General features: G+C 53.3%; 17 protein-coding genes and 1 riboswitch. Of the genes, 12 read left to right on the top strand and 5 right to left on the bottom strand.

Features of this window, described 5'->3' with window-relative positions; translation table 11 throughout:
* Window positions 1-362 precede the first annotated feature (362 nt).
* The 5 genes from leuL to leuD all read left to right on the top strand — a co-directional run bounded on the left by leuL (window position 363) and on the right by leuD (window position 5,220).
* Window positions 363-449, top strand: a complete 87-nt coding sequence (gene leuL / locus NNO02_RS23890) for a leu operon leader peptide (RefSeq protein ID WP_075551415.1) — start codon at window positions 363-365, stop codon at window positions 447-449.
* An 89-nt stretch (window positions 450-538) separates the two neighbouring features.
* Window positions 539-2,110, top strand: coding sequence for a 2-isopropylmalate synthase (gene leuA, locus NNO02_RS18940; RefSeq protein ID WP_271440490.1), 1,572 nt, complete (start codon window positions 539-541; stop codon window positions 2,108-2,110).
* Window positions 2,110-3,201, top strand: a complete 1,092-nt coding sequence (gene leuB / locus NNO02_RS18945; protein ID WP_271449960.1) for a 3-isopropylmalate dehydrogenase — start codon at window positions 2,110-2,112, stop codon at window positions 3,199-3,201. The genes leuA and leuB overlap by 1 nt, the downstream gene beginning before the upstream one ends.
* Window positions 3,202-3,203: 2 nt before the next feature.
* Window positions 3,204-4,604 carry a 3-isopropylmalate dehydratase large subunit gene (gene leuC, locus NNO02_RS18950; protein WP_271440488.1) on the top strand — a complete coding sequence of 467 codons (1,401 nt, stop codon included), beginning with the start codon at window positions 3,204-3,206 and terminating at the stop codon, window positions 4,602-4,604.
* A 10-nt stretch (window positions 4,605-4,614) separates the two neighbouring features.
* Window positions 4,615-5,220, top strand: a complete 606-nt coding sequence (leuD, locus tag NNO02_RS18955; RefSeq protein ID WP_271440487.1) for a 3-isopropylmalate dehydratase small subunit — start codon at window positions 4,615-4,617, stop codon at window positions 5,218-5,220.
* A 90-nt stretch (window positions 5,221-5,310) separates the two neighbouring features.
* On the opposite strand, the gene NNO02_RS18960 is transcribed toward leuD, so the two are convergent.
* Window positions 5,311-6,489, bottom strand: coding sequence for a sugar efflux transporter (locus NNO02_RS18960; protein ID WP_271455486.1), 1,179 nt, complete (start codon window positions 6,487-6,489; stop codon window positions 5,311-5,313).
* 175 nt (window positions 6,490-6,664) lie between these two features.
* On the bottom strand, window positions 6,665-6,787 hold the full coding sequence (sgrT, locus tag NNO02_RS18965) for a glucose uptake inhibitor SgrT (protein ID WP_137383736.1): 123 nt from the start codon (window positions 6,785-6,787) through the stop codon (window positions 6,665-6,667).
* Window positions 6,788-6,886: 99 nt separating this feature from the next.
* On the opposite strand from sgrT, the gene sgrR reads away from it, so the two are divergent.
* From sgrR to thiQ, 4 genes are all read left to right on the top strand, one after another.
* Window positions 6,887-8,542, top strand: coding sequence for an HTH-type transcriptional regulator SgrR (gene sgrR / locus NNO02_RS18970; RefSeq protein ID WP_271449964.1), 1,656 nt, complete (start codon window positions 6,887-6,889; stop codon window positions 8,540-8,542).
* A 46-nt stretch (window positions 8,543-8,588) separates the two neighbouring features.
* A riboswitch (TPP riboswitch) is annotated at window positions 8,589-8,712 on the top strand.
* A gap of 232 nt (window positions 8,713-8,944) precedes the next feature.
* Window positions 8,945-9,928, top strand: coding sequence for a thiamine ABC transporter substrate binding subunit (gene thiB / locus NNO02_RS18975; protein WP_271455487.1), 984 nt, complete (start codon window positions 8,945-8,947; stop codon window positions 9,926-9,928).
* A complete protein-coding gene (gene thiP / locus NNO02_RS18980; protein WP_271455488.1) occupies window positions 9,904-11,514 on the top strand; it encodes a thiamine/thiamine pyrophosphate ABC transporter permease ThiP in 1,611 nt (536 codons plus the stop codon). Before thiB ends, thiP begins: the two co-directional genes overlap by 25 nt.
* Window positions 11,498-12,196: a thiamine ABC transporter ATP-binding protein ThiQ gene (gene thiQ, locus NNO02_RS18985; protein WP_271440482.1), complete on the top strand. Its 699-nt coding sequence runs from the start codon at window positions 11,498-11,500 to the stop codon at window positions 12,194-12,196. The genes thiP and thiQ overlap by 17 nt, the downstream gene beginning before the upstream one ends.
* Window positions 12,197-12,293: 97 nt before the next feature.
* Here the strand turns inward: thiQ and NNO02_RS18990 are convergent, their stop codons facing one another.
* Together NNO02_RS18990 and araC are read right to left on the bottom strand one after the other, a co-directional pair.
* Window positions 12,294-13,061, bottom strand: coding sequence for a DedA family protein (locus NNO02_RS18990; RefSeq protein WP_137383741.1), 768 nt, complete (start codon window positions 13,059-13,061; stop codon window positions 12,294-12,296).
* Between the two features lie 119 nt (window positions 13,062-13,180).
* A complete protein-coding gene (araC, locus tag NNO02_RS18995) occupies window positions 13,181-14,026 on the bottom strand; it encodes an arabinose operon transcriptional regulator AraC (RefSeq protein WP_271449967.1) in 846 nt (281 codons plus the stop codon).
* A 339-nt stretch (window positions 14,027-14,365) separates the two neighbouring features.
* On the opposite strand from araC, the gene araB reads away from it, so the two are divergent.
* The 3 genes from araB to araD all read left to right on the top strand — a co-directional run bounded on the left by araB (window position 14,366) and on the right by araD (window position 18,381).
* Entirely contained in the window at window positions 14,366-16,075 is a 1,710-nt protein-coding gene (gene araB / locus NNO02_RS19000) for a ribulokinase (RefSeq protein ID WP_271455489.1), read from the top strand.
* Between the two features lie 10 nt (window positions 16,076-16,085).
* Window positions 16,086-17,588: an L-arabinose isomerase gene (araA, locus tag NNO02_RS19005; RefSeq protein WP_271440480.1), complete on the top strand. Its 1,503-nt coding sequence runs from the start codon at window positions 16,086-16,088 to the stop codon at window positions 17,586-17,588.
* A 97-nt stretch (window positions 17,589-17,685) separates the two neighbouring features.
* Window positions 17,686-18,381: an L-ribulose-5-phosphate 4-epimerase gene (gene araD, locus NNO02_RS19010; RefSeq protein ID WP_271455490.1), complete on the top strand. Its 696-nt coding sequence runs from the start codon at window positions 17,686-17,688 to the stop codon at window positions 18,379-18,381.
* A 40-nt stretch (window positions 18,382-18,421) separates the two neighbouring features.
* Here the strand turns inward: araD and NNO02_RS19015 are convergent.
* Window positions 18,422-18,706 (bottom strand): DUF4751 family protein (locus NNO02_RS19015; RefSeq protein WP_271455491.1); only part of this gene is annotated, 285 nt, incomplete at its 5' end.

Raw genomic sequence — 18,706 nt, forward strand, 5'->3', positions numbered from 1 at the left:
ATCATTAACACCGTGATGCTTAACATTTATTTATCAATCATTTTTCCCACGGCACCTCAAACCCATTCAAAGTTAGTATAAAAAACCGATAAATCATAAAGATAAAAAATCCATACACAAGTTATCCCTTCAATATGCCGTTACAATAGCTGAAAACAAATATGCTCAAATATGTCAAATCGTGAAAAGTATGTAATCCACACGCTGATTTATTTTATACAACCATAAAAATTCAGCACAATTCGCTCAAAGTTCAGGAGATTTTTTCCGCCGACTGGGGGCATTTGTGGGGGATGGGGTTGACATCAATCTTCATATCCAGTACCACTAAAAGCATATCGCATTCGCCTGGAGCTTAATTGATGACTTACATTGCTCGTTTTAACGGTCTACTACTACTAAACGCATTCTCATTGCGCGGTAGACTGGTGGACGACATTCAGCATTAAGTCAGCTCCAGTTAAGACAAAAACCCGCGCCATTGCGCGGGTTTTTTTATGCTCGAAGCAAGGCGCCCTAAACACCAAGGACCTAAACCATGAGCCAGCAAGTCATTATTTTCGATACCACCTTACGCGATGGTGAACAGGCGTTACAGGCAAGCCTGAGTGTGAAAGAAAAACTGCAGATAGCTCTGGCCCTCGAGCGTATGGGCGTTGACGTGATGGAAGTGGGTTTTCCTGTTTCTTCACCGGGTGACTTTGAATCAGTACAGACCATTGCCCGTCAGGTCAAAAACAGCCGTGTTTGTGCGTTAGCTCGCTGTGTGGAAAAAGATATCGATGTGGCTGCTGAATCTCTGAAAGTGGCTGAAGCTTTCCGCATTCACACATTCATTGCCACGTCACCGATGCACATCGCGACAAAATTGCGCAGTACGTTGGATGAGGTGATTGAACGTGCGGTCTACATGGTTAAGCGAGCGCGTAATTATACCGATGACGTGGAGTTCTCATGCGAAGACGCAGGTCGTACCCCAATCGCCGATCTGGCTCGTGTGGTAGAAGCGGCCATTAATGCCGGTGCCAGAACCATCAACATTCCCGATACCGTCGGTTACACCATGCCTTTCGAATTTGGCGCAATCATTTCTGGTCTGTATGAACGCGTACCGAATATCGATAAAGCCATCATCTCCGTACACACCCATGATGACTTAGGCCTGGGCGTCGGTAACGCACTGGCGGCTGTTCATGCGGGCGCCCGTCAGGTGGAAGGCGCGATGAACGGTATCGGCGAACGTGCAGGCAACTGTTCACTGGAAGAAGTGATCATGGCGATCAAAGTGCGCAAAGATATCCTGAACGTGCAAACCCGTATTAATCACCAGGAAATCTGGCGTACCAGCCAGTTAGTCAGCCAAATCTGCAACATGCCGATTCCGGCCAACAAAGCGATTGTGGGTAGTGGTGCGTTTGCTCACTCCTCCGGTATCCATCAGGACGGCGTGCTGAAAAACCGTGAAAACTACGAAATCATGACGCCTGAATCCATCGGCCTGAACCAGGTACAGTTGAACCTGACCTCCCGTTCAGGACGAGCTGCGGTGAAACATCGTATGGATGAGATGGGCTATAAAGAAAGCGAATACAGCCTGGACAATCTGTATGACGCGTTCCTGAAGCTGGCAGATAAAAAAGGTCAAGTGTTCGACTACGACCTGGAAGCGCTGGCCTTTATTAACAAACAGCAGGAAGAACCAGAACACTTCCGTCTGGACTATTTCAGTGTGCAGTCTGGTTCTAATGACATTGCTACCGCCTCCGTCAAGTTGGCCTGTGGCGAAGAAGTCAAAGCCGAAGCGGCTAACGGTAACGGCCCGGTCGATGCTATTTATCAGGCCATTAACCGCGTGACGGAATACAACGTCGAACTGGTCAAATATAGCCTGACCGCTAAAGGCCACGGTAAAGATGCGCTGGGTCAAGTGGATATCGTCGCCAACTATAATGGTCGCCGCTTCCACGGCGTTGGTCTGGCAACAGATATCGTCGAGTCTTCCGCCAAAGCGATGGTACATGTGCTGAACAACATCTGGCGTGCTGAAGAAGTCGAAAAAGAATTGCAACGCAAAGCTCAGAACAACGAGAACAACAAGGAAACCGTGTGATGTCGAAGAATTATCATATTGCTGTTTTGCCGGGTGACGGTATTGGCCCGGAAGTGATGGCGCAAGCATTGAAAGTATTGGACGCAATTCGCAACCGTTTTGGCATGCGCATTACCACCAGCCACTATGACGTGGGCGGTGCCGCTATCGATAACCACGGTCAGCCGCTGCCGCCAGCGACGATTGAAGGCTGTGAGCAAGCCGACGCCATTCTGTTTGGCTCCGTTGGCGGCCCGAAATGGGAACATCTGCCGCCTAACCAGCAACCCGAGCGTGGTGCGCTGCTGCCGTTGCGTAAGCACTTCAAATTATTCAGTAACCTGCGTCCGGCGAAGTTGTACCAGGGGCTGGAAGCCTTTTGCCCGCTGCGCGCCGACATTGCAGCTAACGGTTTCGACATCCTGTGCGTACGTGAACTGACGGGTGGGATCTATTTCGGTCAACCCAAAGGTCGCGAAGGCAGCGGTCAACATGAAAAAGCCTTTGATACTGAGGTTTATCACCGTTTCGAGATCGAGCGAATTGCCCGTATCGCGTTTGAGTCTGCGCGCCAGCGTCGTCGTAAAGTCACGTCGATTGATAAAGCCAACGTGCTGCAAACCTCCATCTTGTGGCGCGAAATCGTCAATGAAATTGCGAATGAATATCCGGACGTTGAACTGGCGCATATGTATATCGACAACGCGACAATGCAATTAATCAAAGACCCGTCCCAGTTCGACGTACTGCTGTGTTCAAACTTGTTTGGTGACATTCTGTCTGATGAGTGCGCCATGATCACGGGCTCAATGGGCATGTTACCGTCTGCCAGCCTGAATGAGCAGGGCTTTGGCCTGTACGAGCCGGCTGGCGGTTCTGCACCCGATATCGCAGGGAAGAATATTGCAAACCCGATCGCCCAAATTCTGTCACTGGCCCTGCTGTTGCGTTACAGCCTGGATGCCAATGATGCGGCAACCGCAATTGAGAGCGCCATCAACCGCGCATTAGAAGAAGGTATTCGCACCGGTGACTTAGCCCGTGGCGCTGCCGCAGTCAGTACCGATGAGATGGGCGATATCATCGCTCGCTACGTCGCTGAAGGGGTGTAATCATGGCTAAGACGTTATACGAAAAATTGTTTAATGCGCACGTTGTCTTTGAGGCGCAAAACGAAACCCCACTGTTATATATCGACAGACATCTGGTGCATGAGGTGACCTCTCCGCAGGCATTTGATGGTTTGCGTGCGCATGGCCGCCAGGTTCGCCAGCCGGGTAAAACCTTTGCCACTATGGACCACAACGTTTCGACGCAAACGAAAGACATTAACGCCTCGGGCGAAATGGCGCGTATTCAGATGCAGGAGCTGATCAAAAACTGCAATGAATTTGGCGTGGAACTGTACGATCTGAACCACCCATATCAAGGCATCGTCCACGTGATGGGGCCAGAACAAGGCGTAACCTTACCGGGCATGACCATCGTCTGCGGTGACTCGCATACCGCCACCCACGGTGCGTTCGGCGCGCTGGCGTTTGGAATCGGGACCTCCGAGGTAGAGCACGTCCTGGCCACTCAGACCCTGAAACAGGGTCGCGCGAAAACCATGAAGATCGAAGTTAATGGTAAAGCCGCTCCCGGCATCACAGCCAAAGATATCGTACTGGCCATTATCGGTAAAACCGGTAGCGCAGGCGGCACCGGACATGTCGTTGAGTTTTGCGGCGAAGCCATTCGTGCACTGAGCATGGAAGGCCGTATGACGCTGTGCAACATGGCCATTGAAATGGGTGCCAAAGCGGGCCTGGTCGCACCGGATGAAACCACGTTCAACTATGTGCAGGGCCGTTTGCACGCCCCGAAAGGTGACGACTTTGCCAATGCGGTTGAGTACTGGAAAACGCTGAAAACCGACGATGGCGCAACGTTTGATACCGTCGTCACCTTGCAGGCAGAAGAGATCGCGCCGCAGGTGACATGGGGAACGAACCCAGGTCAGGTCATCTCAGTGAACGATAATATCCCCGACCCGGCATCATTTACCGATCCCGTGGAACGCGCTTCGGCAGAAAAAGCACTGGCTTATATGGGGCTGAAGCCAGGCATTCCGTTAACCGAAGTCGCTATCGATAAAGTGTTCATCGGCTCCTGCACCAACTCACGTATTGAAGATTTACGCGCCGCAGCAGAAATTGCCAAAGGCCGTAAAGTCGCCCCGGGCGTTCAGGCGCTGGTTGTTCCAGGTTCAGGTCCGGTAAAAGCGCAAGCGGAAGCAGAAGGTCTGGATAAGATTTTCATTGAAGCCGGTTTTGAATGGCGTTTACCCGGTTGTTCCATGTGTCTGGCCATGAACAACGATCGTCTGAATCCGGGCGAGCGCTGTGCTTCTACCAGCAACCGTAATTTTGAGGGCCGTCAGGGCCGCGGTGGACGCACACACTTAGTCAGCCCGGCAATGGCCGCCGCTGCCGCCGTTACCGGTCATTTTGCCGACATTCGCAGCATCAAATAAGGAAACTACCATGGCAGAGAAATTTACCCAGCATACCGGCCTGGTTGTCCCATTGGATGCCGCCAACGTCGATACCGATGCCATTATTCCCAAACAGTTTTTGCAGAAAGTAACACGCACCGGGTTTGGCGCTCATCTGTTTAACGACTGGCGTTTCCTGGACGAAAAGGGGCAACAGCCTAATCCGGAGTTCGTGTTGAACTTCCCGGAATATAAAGGTGCGTCAATTCTGCTGGCGCGGGAAAACTTTGGCTGCGGTTCTTCACGCGAACACGCGCCGTGGGCGCTGACCGATTACGGCTTTAAAGTGGTGATCGCGCCGAGCTTCGCCGACATCTTCTACGGCAACAGCTTCAACAACCAGCTGCTGCCGGTGAAATTAAGCGATGAAGAAGTCGATGAGCTGTTCAAACTGGTACAGGCAAATCCGGGCATCCGTTTTGAGGTTGATCTGGAAGCGCAGGAGGTGAAAGCCGGAGACAAAGCGTATCCATTTGACATTGACGCTTTCCGTCGCCACTGCATGCTGAATGGTCTCGACAGCATCGGACTGACGCTGCAACATGAAGCGGCGATTACCGAGTACGAACACAAGCAACCAGCGTTTATGCGCTAGTCATTGTGACGCCGGATGCGCTGCGCTTATCCGGCCTACAAACGCATTCTAACTGTAGGCCGGATAAGCGCAGCGCATCCGGCAACATCATTAAACGTCTTTCACCCGCCCGGTCATCACCAGCGTAACCACAGAAATCGCCGCGATTACCCAGTAAACGGCAAAATGTCCGTAGCTTTGCGCAACAGCCCCCTGAATCACCCCTGCCAAAATGACACCCGTGGAAATGCTGTTGGTGAATAATGTGGTTGCAGAACCCGCGCGTCCCGGCATCAGATCCTGAAACCACAGCATCCCTATCCCAGCGACAATACCGATGAATACGGCGTTAAACAGCTGCAAAATAAGCAGCGCCGTATGGCTGTGAAAGAAAATAAGACCAAGGTAAAACAGCACGCCGGCCGCCACGGCAGTAATCATCATTCGTCGTTTACCAAAGCGCTTCACATAATAGCCCGCCAGAATCATCGCCGGAATTTCCAGCCCGGCAGCCGTCCCCATCAGAATCCCGGCAAGCTTGTCGGGTAAGCCCAGTTCAAGGCTTATCCACAGCGGCATATCGATGATGTACATCGTGTTGCAGGTCCACATTAACGTGGAGGCAATAAACAGCATGCGTACATTTTTATCCTGCCAGCCCCCCGTTTGTTCAAGCGGTAGATCAACAGGTTGTTCCACCCGGGCGACAGAGGGCAGGATCAGCGCAATCAGCACCAGGCTTATCGCAAAAATGCCAGCCGCAATAGAGAACATCACCGTGAAACCGTAATTCAGTGCCAGCATGAAGGCCAGCGGTGGCCCAATCACCCACGCCAGCGAAAGCTGTGCGCGCATCACTGAGCTAAACATCACCACTTCACGCGCTGAGTTATCCGCATACTCCCGCGCCAGCGCAAACAACTGCGGCATCGCAGTATTGGCCAGCGAGGCCAGCAACACACCGCAGGTGATCAACGTGAGATAGTGACGATTAAAGGCAAACAGCAGCGCATTGCCAATTGCCATCAAGCAGCAAAACATGATCAGTTTGCGCCGATCGCCCTGGCTGTCGGAACGTTTTGCAAGCCCGAGGCTAACCACGATCCCGGCAATCGCATTGACGGTATAAAACAACCCGACCCAGAATGGCTGCGCCCCGACTTCACGGCTCAGGAACAGGCTCAGCGTGGGTGCCTGTAATGCACCCGCGACCCCCATCATAAAAGCGACCAGCATAAATGCCGCGTAAACGCCGTTGAGGCGCCGTCCCATGGTCATAATCCAGAGCATATCTTTCCTTTTAAGCGCAGCTGAAACGAAAAAAGCCAGCAGAAAAAATCTGCTGGCGGGTGAACGAGGCTGTATCTTGCCATTATATCTGGCACCGACGCTCAGAGATAATGGCAGGATACAGCCTGCACCAATACTCAGTCACACATGATGTCTGCAATTCCCAATTCAGGAGTCAGGCTGTCACCTCCCACTGCATCAGATCTTCGAGCATCTTTAAGCGCTGCGGTGCGCTCAGGCAAGCCAACCAGGACGATTTCTCTGTCGCGGTAAAGTACTTCATATAGAACTGACGCATAGATGACCCCTTCGTTGTCTCATCGCTTCATCGAAATCTATTATTGGCCTAATATAGGGATAATAAAATTGCTGAGTTTTTTGCAGGAGTTCCCCTTTTATGTCTTCAGGTCGTTTGCAACAACAGTTCATCCGTCTGTGGCAATGCTGTGATGGCAAAACGCAAGACACGACACTGAACGAACTGGCGGAGCTGCTTAGCTGCTCGCGCCGCCATATGCGAACCCTGCTTAATACCATGCAGGAACGTGGCTGGTTAACCTGGGAAGCGGAGGTCGGTCGGGGTAAACGCTCTCGCCTGACATTTCTCTATACCGGGCTGGCACTCCAGCAGCAGCGGGCAGAAGACCTGCTGGAACAGGATCGCATCGATCAGTTGGTACAGCTGGTCGGTGACAAAACCGCCGTACGACAGATGCTGGTTTCCCACCTCGGTCGTAGCTTTCGCCAGGGGCGGCACATCATGCGTGTCCTGTATTATCGACCGATGCGCAACCTGCTGCCCGGTACGGCATTACGCCGTTCCGAAACCCATATCGCCCGGCAAATCTTCAGCGCCTTAATTCGGGTAAATGAGGAAAATGGGGAACTGGAAGCCGACATCGCGCATCACTGGCAGCAGATTTCACCTTTGCACTGGCGTTTCTTTCTACGCCCGGGGATCCATTTTCACCACGGCCGTGAACTGGAAATGGACGATGTGATCGCCTCACTGACCCGCATTAATACGTTGCCGCTGTACTCGCATATTTCGCATATCGTCTCCCCCACGGCCTGGACGCTGGATATCCATCTGTCCCAGCCCGACCGCTGGCTTCCCTGGTTATTGGGGCAAGTCCCCGCCATGATCCTGCCGCGAGAATGGGAAACGTTGAATAACTTCTCCAGCCACCCGATTGGCACTGGCCCGTATGCGGTGATACGTAATACCAATAACCAACTGAAGATTCACGCATTTGATGACTATTTTGGCTACCGGGCGCTGATCGACGAAGTGAATGTTTGGGTGTTACCTGACATCGGTGAAGAACCTGGCGGCGGGTTGACGCTAAAAGGTCCCACGGAGGATGAAAAGGCGATCGAGAGCCGCCTCGAAGAAGGCTGCTACTACCTGCTGTTTGATACGCGTACCCGCCGCGGCGCTAATCAGGAGGTCCGCGAGTGGGCTAGCCGCGTACTCTCGCCAACCCATTTAATCTGTCACGCCGACGAACAGTATCAGCGACTGTGGTTCCCCGCCTATGGTTTACTCCCCCGCTGGCACCACGCCAAACCCGGCCATGGTGAAAAGCCAGCCGGGCTGGAAACCCTGACGCTCACTTACTATCGCGATCATATCGAACACCGGATTATCGCGCAGATCATGAAAACGTTGCTGGCGCAGCATCAGGTGCAACTGAATATTCAGGAGATCGACTACGATCAATGGCATGCAGGTGAAATAGTCAGCGATATATGGCTAAACAGCGCCAACTTTACCCTACCGCTGGACTTCTCGCTGTTCGCCCATTTGTGCGAAGTCCCGTTGCTGCAAAACTGTATCTCGCGGGACTGGGAAAACGATGCCGCCCGCTGGCGAACCGGTGAAATGAGTCTGGCTGCGTGGTGCCAACAGCTACTCGCCACTAAAGCCATTGTGCCATTGATCCACCACTGGCTGATCATTCAGGGACAGCGCAGTATGCGCGGGTTGCGCATGAATACCCTCGGCTGGTTTGATTTTAAATCGGCGTGGTTTGCACCGCCGGATCCTTAGATCCGGCTCTTGATTGCCGCATAGCAACAAAATCATTACACTAACGCCGTTCTCAACGGGGTGCTAAATAAAAACATACACAAAATCATTCGATCTGCGTATGGGCTGAGAGATACCCGTCGAACCTGATCCGGATAATGCCGGCGAAGGGATTTGAGGCTGTAGCTCAAGTCCTTTGCCACCTAACTCGTCATACTTCAAGCTGCAGATGCGTTGGCTTTATTACTCGGCCCATCCATGGGCCTCGCCCTTTCAGGGCCGCTGCAAGCAGCGTTCAAATCTGCTCCCGGCAGGTTTGTCGCTCACCCCAGTCACGTACTACCTGTACGCTCCTGGGGATGTGCTGCGTCGCCGCCTTCCTGCAACTCGAATTATTTAGAGTTTTACTTTATGAGGTGCAAAGTGTTTAAAAAATGTCTTCCGCTTTTACTGCTGTGTGCAGCGCCTGCCTTCGCCAAACCTGTGCTGACCGTTTATACCTACGACTCGTTCGCTGCTGACTGGGGCCCCGGCCCGACAATCAAAAAAGCCTTCGAAGCTGACTGCAACTGCGAACTGAAACTGGTCGCACTGGAAGATGGCGTATCGCTGCTGAACCGCCTGCGTATGGAAGGAAAAAACAGCAAAGCTGACGTCGTACTGGGGCTGGACAACAACCTTCTGGCAGCCGCTACGCAAACCGGGTTGTTCGCTAAAAGCAACGTGCCGGAGAATGCAGTCAGCGTGCCAGGTGGCTGGAAAAACGACACATTTGTCCCGTTTGATTACGGTTATTTCGCCTTTGTTTATGATAAAAAAAAGCTGAAAAACCCACCGAAGAGCCTGAAGGAACTGGTGGAGAGCGACCAGAAATGGCGCGTAATCTACCAGGATCCGCGTACCAGCACGCCGGGGCTGGGGCTGCTGCTGTGGATGCAAAAAGTCTATGGTGATAAAGCGCCGGAGGCATGGCAGAAACTGGCAGCCAAAACCGTCACCGTCACCAAAGGCTGGAGTGAAGCCTACGGCCTGTTCCTGAAGGGTGAAAGCGACCTGGTGTTGAGTTACACCACCTCTCCGGCCTATCACATCATCGAAGAAAAAAAGGGTAACTACGCCGCCGCTAACTTTAGCGAAGGTCACTATCTGCAGGTGGAAGTTGCCGCACGTACCGCAGCCAGCAAGCAACCGGAGTTGGCGGAAAAATTCCTGAAATTTATGGTATCTCCGGCATTCCAGAATGCGATCCCAACGGGCAACTGGATGTATCCGGTGACACAGGTCACCCTGCCGCCAGGATTTGAGCAACTGGAAAAACCGGTCAACGCACTGGAATTTACCCCGCTGCAAGTTGCTGCCCAGCGTCAGACATGGATTAGCGAATGGCAACGCGCCGTCAGCCATTAATTCCCGGCTGGCTGATCCCAGGGCTTTCAGCAGCCACATTGATGGTGGCTGTCGCGCTGGCCGCATTTCTGGCACTGTGGTTTAACGCACCGCAGGGAGAATGGGTATCGCTCTGGCAGGACAGCTACCTGTGGCATGTGGTGCGCTTTTCTTTCTGGCAGGCATTTTTGTCCGCAGCGTTGTCCGTTATCCCGGCGATTTTTCTCGCCAGAGCGCTCTATCGCCGGCGTTTTCCCGGACGTCTGGCCCTGTTGCGCCTGTGCGCGATGACGCTGATCTTGCCGGTGCTGGTCGCCGTATTCGGCATCCTTAGCGTATATGGTCGTCAGGGCTGGCTGGCCTCGCTCTGGCACACATTCGGGCTGGAGTGGACGTTTTCGCCATACGGCTTACAGGGTATTCTGCTGGCGCATGTCTTTTTCAACCTGCCGATGGCGAGTCGTTTGCTGCTGCAATCGCTGGAGAACATCCCCGGCGAGCAACGCCAGCTCGCGGCGCAGTTAGGGATGCGCGGCTGGCATTTCTTCCGTTTTGTTGAATGGCCGTGGCTGCGTCGTCAGATCCTCCCCGTAGCAGCACTTATCTTTATGCTGTGTTTCGCCAGCTTCGCCACCGTGCTGTCGCTCGGCGGCGGACCGCAGGCAACCACTATTGAGCTGGCTATCTATCAGGCACTGAGCTTTGATTACGATCCCGCGCGGGCGGCTATGCTGGCCCTGATCCAGATGGTTTGCTGTTTAGCACTGGTACTGCTCAGCCAACGGCTGAGTCGCGCCATCGCACCCGGTAATACGCTGGTACAAGGCTGGCGCGATCCCGACGATCGTCTACACAGCCGACTGGCTGACATAATTCTGATTGCTCTCGCGCTGTTGCTGTTGCTTCCACCGTTGCTGGCGGTGATTGTCGATGGCTTAAACCGCAATGTACTGGATGTGCTTACGCAACCAATGCTGTGGCAAGCACTGGAGACGTCACTGCGTATCGCGCTGGCGGCAGGCATATTGTGCGTCATTCTGACGATGATGCTGCTGTGGAGTAGCCGCGAACTGCGCGCCCGGCAGCAGGTATTGGCAGGTCAGGCGCTGGAACTGAGCGGCATGATGATACTCGCCATGCCGGGTATCGTACTGGCTACCGGGTTCTTTTTGTTGCTCAATAACAGCATTGGGTTACCGGAATCGGCTGACGCCATCGTGATTTTCACCAATGCACTAATGGCGATCCCTTACGCACTGAAGGTGCTGGAAAACCCGATGCGCGATGTAACCGCACGCTACAGTATGTTGTGTCAGTCTTTGGGTATTGAAGGATGGTCACGGCTGAAAGTGGTTGAACTACGCGCCCTGAAGCGCCCGCTGGCGCAGGCGATGGCCTTTGCTTGTGTCCTGTCGATTGGTGATTTTGGCGTCGTCGCCCTGTTCGGCAATGAAGATTTCCGCACCCTGCCGTTTTATTTGTATCAGCAGATTGGTTCCTACCGCAGCCAGGATGGCGCGGTTACGGCGTTATTGCTGCTGATCCTGTGTTTTACGCTGTTTACCGTTATTGAGAAATTGCCGGGACGAAATGTTAAAACTGATTGATATTACATGGCTTTATCACCACTTACCCATGCGTTTCACATTATCGGTAGCGCGCGGTGAGCAAGTCGCGGTGCTCGGGCCAAGCGGCGCCGGGAAAAGCACGCTATTGAATCTGATTGCCGGATTTCTGACGCCTGCCAGCGGCATAATGATGATTGAAGGCGAAGATCACACCGCCACACCGCCCTCTCGTCGTCCTGTTTCCATGCTGTTTCAGGAAAACAACCTGTTCAGCCATCTGAACGTACAGCAAAACATCGGCCTGGGTCTGAATCCGGGATTAAAACTGAACGCGTCTCAGCGTGAGAAACTACAGCACATCGCCCAACAAATGGGTCTTGATAACCTGCTGGACAGGCTCCCCGGCGAGCTTTCCGGCGGACAAAGGCAACGTGTAGCACTGGCACGTTGTCTGGTTCGCGAACAACCCGTATTACTGCTTGATGAGCCGTTTTCTGCACTCGATCCGGCATTGCGCCAGGAGATGTTATCGCTGGTTGCCGAGGTCTGTCGTGACAAACAACTGACGATGCTGATGGTCTCCCATAGCGTTGAAGATGCGGCACGCATTGCGCCACGTTCAATTGTGGTCGCTGATGGGCGCATTGCATGGCAAGGCAAAACGGACGATCTGTTAAGCGGCAACGCCAGCGCCTCGGCCCTATTGGGCATTAAAGCATAATGCGTTGCCGGATGACGGCGTGAACGCCTTATCCGGCCTACAGGTCGCACATTATGTAGGCCGGATAAGGCGAAGCCGCCATCCGGCAAAGGAATCGTCAGTAACCCACCACTTTGCGCAAAATATCGAGATACACCGGCATCAGCGGATGACGCAATAACGCCACCAGCGCGACTACGCCAATCCCAAGCGTCAGCGGCGCCAGATACAGCAGGCGGCCACGCGGCAAATATGCGGTTAAACGATCGACAGCGGCTTTGCCACTGCGCCACAGTCGCCAGCACAGCCAGCCACCCACCCACAGCAGCAATGCAGTCGCCAGCAACAGCCATTTGAAATCTCCGCTCTGCATATCGGAAGGAATATCGATTGCCGCGCCCGCCAGAATACCCGGCAGGAAATAGAACGGTGGCCACAGCACACAGCCGATGATATTGGGAACGATGAATTTGGCGACGGGCAGATCCAGCATTCCCGCCACCATCGGTACCAGTGGACGCGTCGGGCCAACAAAACGCCCTACCAAAATAGTAAACATGCTGTGCTGATGTAGCGCGTGCTCGGTCTTGTCCAGCAACGCTTTGTTCTTTTTCATGAAGGACCAACGGTGCAACGGTTTTTTAAAGCGCCAGCCCAGCCAGAAAGAGATCCAGTCCCCCAACAAGCAACCGACGATGCCCGCAAGCCAGGCATGCCAGAAATTCAGTTCACCACTGCCAATTAAGGCACCCAACCCCGCCATCATCACGGTGCCAGGTAGAATCAGGCCAACCAGCGCCAGAGACTCTAAAAAAGCCACCAGAAGCACAGCTATCAAAGAGTACATGGCGGACTGGAGAATAAAGTGTTCCAGCAATGCTTGCATAATGTGTCCGTCAGATTTACGAAGCAGGGATTCTGCAAACCCTTCTCAACTTCGTCAAGCCATCAATTGTCTGAATAGATTGCGAGTTATGACAACTTTCAGGACACATCATTCACTTTTTATTCACATCCAGCGCGAAACTCGCTCGGACTGGCACCGGTGCATTTTTTGAAAACGCGGGAGAAATAAAGTTGGTCGTCAAAGCCAACATTGCGACCCACCGTGGCAATAGGCATACGTGTGGTACTCAGCAGTAACTTGGCCTGGCTGATACGCTGATCCTCGCGCCAGCTTAATACGCTGATGCCCAATTGCTGACGGAACAGATGTGACAGCCGGGACGGTGACAGGCAGACATGCTGCGCAACGCTGGCAATATCAAAATTACTGTCCGCCAGATGATCGCTGATGTACTGGCAGGCATCGCGCACACGGTTATCCATCGGCGGATGCAGCGATTCGTTAATCGCTTCCATACGCCTGAGCAATAATTGCTCCAGCAGGTTAATCGCCAGCAGTTCGGAATAGCGTCCTTCCCCCTGTCCGGCATGAATGATTTGTCCAAACAGTTCGTTAAAATGCGGCTGGTGCGCCTCGTCCGGGCGGAAAAAACCGGTCTGGGCAAAGATTGCCGGCCAGGCCAGCCACTCCTGCCAGTAGGCGCGCGGTCGGAAGTAGACCCACTGGTGATACCACTCGCTGGCATCGGGATGGCGTCCGTAATGGTGAATTTCGCCGGGTGGGAACAGCAAAATATCACCAGGTCGACAGACAAACTGCTTACCCTGATTATTGATGACCCCTTCACCTCGGATGGTGAGGTTCAGGATATAACCTTTCATACCCAACGGCCTGTCGATAAAAAAATCCAGATATCCGTTCGCCTCAATGGGGGTTAAACCCGCCACTAAATGCGCATTAAACGAATACCCAGGCAGCAGGGGATCGTTTTGCGGTTCAGCCATAATTTCAATACTCCCTCTGTTCTGATAAGAAACAATTTGTCCATATTGTGTGAGACTTCATCACCGCCGTCCCTGCAAGTCGCTATGACGTCAGCAATGCACCATCAACCCCGCTTGTGAAAAGCACTTTGTTAAAAACCTGTACGATGCCAACGACAAAAACGGCTAACAAAAGTGTCTATAAGTACGGCAGAAATGTCCACATTGAATATTTGCACGGCGTCACACTTTCTGATGCCACAGCATTTTAGTCCATAAGATTAGCGGATCCTGCCTGACGGTTTTTATCCCCACTATCTACTGTTTATCCATACCCGTATTTTTGGATGGAGTAAGACGATGGCGATTGCAATTGGCCTCGATTTTGGTAGTGATTCAGTACGTGCTTTAGCGGTGGAATGTGCCACCGGCGCAGAAATCGCCACCAGCGTAGAGTGGTACCCGCGTTGGCAGGAAGGGCAATATTGCGACGGCCCAAACAATCAGTTTCGCCATCACCCGCGCGACTACATCGAATCCATGGAAGCGGCACTGAAAACCGTGCTGGCCGAACTGAGCGCTGAGCAACGTGCGGACGTGGTCGGGATTGGCGTTGACAGCACTGGTTCGACTCCGGCACCTATTGATGCCAACGGTAACGTGCTGGCGCTGCGTCCTGAATTCGCTGACAACCCGAACGCCATGTTTGTGCTGTGGAAAGATCACACCGCAGTCGAAGAAGCTGAAGAGATTACCCGCCTGTGCCACACACCGGGCAAAGTCGATTACTCCCGTTATATCGGTGGCATTTATTCCAGCGAATGGTTCTGGGCAAAAATCCTGCACGTAACTCGCCAGGACAGCGCTGTCGCACAGGAAGCGGTCTCGTGGATTGAGCTGTGCGACTGGGTTCCAGCCCTGCTCTCGAATACCGTACGCCCGCAGGATATTCGCCGCGGACGCTGCAGCGCCGGACACAAATCACTGTGGCATGAAAGCTGGGGTGGACTGCCACCAGCCAGTTTCTTTGATGAACTCGATCCCGTCATCAACCGCCATTTGCAATACCCAATGTTTACCGACACCGTCACCGCCGACCTACCGGTTGGCACGTTATGCGCTGAGTGGGCACAGCGTCTGGGTCTGCCAGAAAGCGTCGTCATTTCAGGCGGTGCATTTGACTGCCATATGGGTGCCGTAGGCGCTGGTGCGCAACCCAATACGCTGGTAAAAGTCATCGGCACCTCGACCTGCGACATTCTGATTGCCGACAAACAAAGCGTGGGAGAACGCGCGGTGAAAGGGATTTGCGGCCAGGTTGATGGCAGTGTCGTCCCACATTTTATCGGCCTGGAAGCGGGTCAGTCTGCTTTCGGCGATATCTATGCCTGGTTTAGCCGCGTCTTGAGCTGGCCGCTGGATCAGCTTGCGGCACAACATCCTGAACTGAAAACCCAGATTAAAGCCAGCCAAAAACAACTGCTGCCTGCGCTGACTGAAGCGTGGGCAAAAAACCCATCGCTGGATCATTTGCCGGTGGTACTCGACTGGTTCAACGGCCGCCGTACGCCAAACGCGAACCAGCGTCTGAAAGGGGTTATCACCGACCTGAACCTTGCGACCGATGCTCCGGCCCTGTTTGGTGGTCTGATTGCCGCCACGGCGTTTGGCGCACGCGCCATCATGGAATGCTTTACCGAACAAGGCATAGCGGTCAACAACGTCATGGCATTGGGCGGTATCGCGCGTAAAAACCCGGTCATCATGCAGACCTGCTGTGACGTGCTGAACCGTCCGCTACAAATCGTTGCTTCAGACCAGTGCTGCGCACTCGGTGCCGCAATCTTCGCCGCTGTTGCCGCTAAGGTCCACGCAGACATTCCAGCCGCCCAACAAAAAATGGCGAGCGCCGTAGAAAAGACGATGCAACCTCGCCCAGAACAGGCTCAACGTTTTGAACAGCTTTACCGCCGCTACCAGCAGTGGGCAGTAAGCGCTGAACAACAATACCTTCCGACTGCCATGCCGGCGCAAAAAACACCGGTAAACCAGGCAACCCTGACACATTAAGGACACGACAATGACGATTTTTGATAACTATGAAGTGTGGTTTGTGATTGGTAGCCAGCATCTGTATGGCCCTGAAACACTGCGTCAGGTAACCCAACATGCCGAGCACGTCGTTAACGCACTGAATACTGAAGCTAAACTGCCCTGCAAACTGGTCTTAAAACCGCTGGGTACCTCGCCTGACGAAATCACCGCTATTTGTCGTGACGCCAACTATGACGATCGCTGCGCAGGGATGGTGGTCTGGCTGCATACCTTCTCCCCGGCAAAAATGTGGATCAACGGCCTGGCGATCCTCAATAAACCGCTGATGCAGTTCCACACCCAGTTTAACGCTGCTCTGCCATGGGACAGCATTGATATGGACTTTATGAACCTGAACCAGACCGCGCACGGCGGCCGCGAGTTCGGTTTCATCGGCGCGCGTATGCGTCAACAGCATGCCGTGGTCACCGGTCACTGGCAGGATAAACAGGCACACGAACGTATCGGTTCCTGGATGCGCCAGGCCGTCTCCAAACAGGATACCCGTCACCTGAAAGTGTGCCGTTTTGGCGACAACATGCGTGAGGTTGCGGTCACTGACGGCGATAAAGTGGCGGCACAAATCAAATTCGGCTTTTCAGTAAATACCTGGGCCGTGGGCGATCTGGTACAGGTGGTGAACGCAATCAGCGACGGCGAAATCAACGCGCTGATCGACGAGTACGAAAGCACCTACACTATGACAGCGGCCACTCAGATCCACGGTGACAAACGTCAAAACGTGCGGGAAGCTGCCCGTATTGAACTCGGCATGAAGCGTTTCCTGGAACAGGGTGGATTCCACGCCTTTACGACAACATTCGAAGATTTGCACGGCCTGAAACAACTTCCGGGTCTGGCCGTACAGCGTCTGATGCAGCAGGGCTACGGCTTTGCGGGCGAAGGCGACTGGAAAACTGCCGCTCTGCTTCGCATCATGAAGGTGATGTCAACCGGTCTGCAGGGCGGCACCTCATTTATGGAGGATTACACCTACCACTTCGAGAAGGGCAACGATCTGGTGCTCGGCTCGCACATGCTGGAAGTGTGCCCGTCTATCGCGGTGGAAGAGAAACCGATCCTCGACGTACAACATCTCGGCATTGGTGGTAAAGACGATCCGGCCCGCCTGATCTTCAATACCAAAACAGGCCCTGCTGTTGTTGCCAGCCTGATCGATCTCGGCGATCGCTATCGCCTGCTGGTTAACTGCATCGACACCGTACCCACCCCACATGATCTGCCGAAACTGCCGGTGGCAAACGCACTGTGGAAAGCCCAACCGGATCTGCCAACCGCATCTGAAGCCTGGATCCTCGCCGGTGGCGCGCACCACACCGTCTTCAGCCATGCGCTGGATCTGAACGATATGCGTCAGTTTGCCGAAATGCACGATATCGAGATCGCAGTGATCGATAACGACACCCGCCTGCCGGCCTTTAAGGACGCGCTGCGCTGGAACGAAGTGTATTACGGGTTCAAACGTTAATCGTCGAAACGGATTGCCCGGTGGCATTTCATTTACCGGGCCTGCAAACCACTGTAGGCCGGATAAGCGAAGCGCCATCCGGCATTCAGGAGTTAACATGTTACAAGATCTTAAACGTCAGGTACTGGAAGCCAATCTGGCGTTGCCTAAGCACAATCTGGTCACCCTGACCTGGGGCAACGTTAGCGCCGTCGATCGTGAGCGTGGCGTATTTGTGATTAAACCATCCGGTGTCGATTACAGCGTCATGACTGCCGACGATATGGTGGTAGTCAGTATCGCCACGGGCGAAGTGGTGGAAGGCCAGAAGAAACCCTCTTCTGATACACCAACGCACCGTCTGCTGTACCAGGCATTCCCGACGATTGGCGGCATTGTTCATACCCATTCTCGTCACGCAACCATCTGGGCGCAGGCAGGCCAGTCAATCCCGGCCACGGGCACAACGCATGCGGACTATTTCTATGGCGCCATCCCCTGCACGCGTAAAATGACCGATGTCGAGATTAACGGCGAATATGAATGGGAAACCGGGAATGTGATCGTCGAAACCTTTGAGAAGCAAGGGATTGATGCCGCACAGATGCCTGGCGTATTAGTGCATTCTCACGGCCCGTTTGCGTGGGGAAAAAATGCCGAGGATGCAGTACATAACGCGATTGTGCTGGAAGAAGTCGCCTATATGGGCATCTTCTGCCGCCAGCTCGCGCCGCAGCTGCCGGATATGCAACAAACCCTGCTGGATAAACACTACCTGCGTAAACACGGCGCAAAAGCGTATTACGGGCAGTAAAAGAAATAAGCGCGCAGATAATCTACGCGCTCCTTTATAGTCATTCGCCATAATATTCGGCGAATGAACCTTGGTATACACAATCATTTGAACTGATATAATCGATTACATTATCATAGTGTCCATGAGCCTTATTTCCTTCCAGACAATGGAAAAAGACATAATCTGTAATCGTCGCCTGCCACTTCTGCCCGTTCAGCAGATAATTAATCACTGTATCTTTGTGCCCCTTACTTTTGTCATTACCCTGCCAGTGAAAAAAAGCGCTACCATTTTCAATAATTTCAGCATTCCACAATTTACCGTCCCATGTTTTATATAAAAT

This window comes from Citrobacter sp. Awk 2 (assembly GCF_028069815.1).
GTDB lineage: Bacteria > Pseudomonadota > Gammaproteobacteria > Enterobacterales > Enterobacteriaceae > Citrobacter.

What these genes read in the sequence shown, in the direction of transcription:
- leuL (WP_075551415.1), top strand. Translation starts at nt 363, where the DNA reads ATGACTTACATTGCTCGTTTTAACGGTCTACTACTACTAAACGCATTC.
- araD (WP_271455490.1), top strand. Translation starts at nt 17,686, where the DNA reads ATGTTACAAGATCTTAAACGTCAGGTACTGGAAGCCAATCTGGCGTTG.
- araC (WP_271449967.1), bottom strand. Translation starts at nt 14,026, where the DNA reads ATGGCTGAACCGCAAAACGATCCCCTGCTGCCTGGGTATTCGTTTAAT.
- araB (WP_271455489.1), top strand. Translation starts at nt 14,366, where the DNA reads ATGGCGATTGCAATTGGCCTCGATTTTGGTAGTGATTCAGTACGTGCT.
- thiP (WP_271455488.1), top strand. Translation starts at nt 9,904, where the DNA reads ATGGCAACGCGCCGTCAGCCATTAATTCCCGGCTGGCTGATCCCAGGG.
- NNO02_RS18960 (WP_271455486.1), bottom strand. Translation starts at nt 6,489, where the DNA reads ATGCTCTGGATTATGACCATGGGACGGCGCCTCAACGGCGTTTACGCG.
- araA (WP_271440480.1), top strand. Translation starts at nt 16,086, where the DNA reads ATGACGATTTTTGATAACTATGAAGTGTGGTTTGTGATTGGTAGCCAG.
- NNO02_RS18990 (WP_137383741.1), bottom strand. Translation starts at nt 13,061, where the DNA reads ATGCAAGCATTGCTGGAACACTTTATTCTCCAGTCCGCCATGTACTCT.
- leuA (WP_271440490.1), top strand. Translation starts at nt 539, where the DNA reads ATGAGCCAGCAAGTCATTATTTTCGATACCACCTTACGCGATGGTGAA.
- leuB (WP_271449960.1), top strand. Translation starts at nt 2,110, where the DNA reads ATGTCGAAGAATTATCATATTGCTGTTTTGCCGGGTGACGGTATTGGC.
- sgrT (WP_137383736.1), bottom strand. Translation starts at nt 6,787, where the DNA reads ATGCGTCAGTTCTATATGAAGTACTTTACCGCGACAGAGAAATCGTCC.
- leuC (WP_271440488.1), top strand. Translation starts at nt 3,204, where the DNA reads ATGGCTAAGACGTTATACGAAAAATTGTTTAATGCGCACGTTGTCTTT.
- leuD (WP_271440487.1), top strand. Translation starts at nt 4,615, where the DNA reads ATGGCAGAGAAATTTACCCAGCATACCGGCCTGGTTGTCCCATTGGAT.
- sgrR (WP_271449964.1), top strand. Translation starts at nt 6,887, where the DNA reads ATGTCTTCAGGTCGTTTGCAACAACAGTTCATCCGTCTGTGGCAATGC.
- thiQ (WP_271440482.1), top strand. Translation starts at nt 11,498, where the DNA reads ATGTTAAAACTGATTGATATTACATGGCTTTATCACCACTTACCCATG.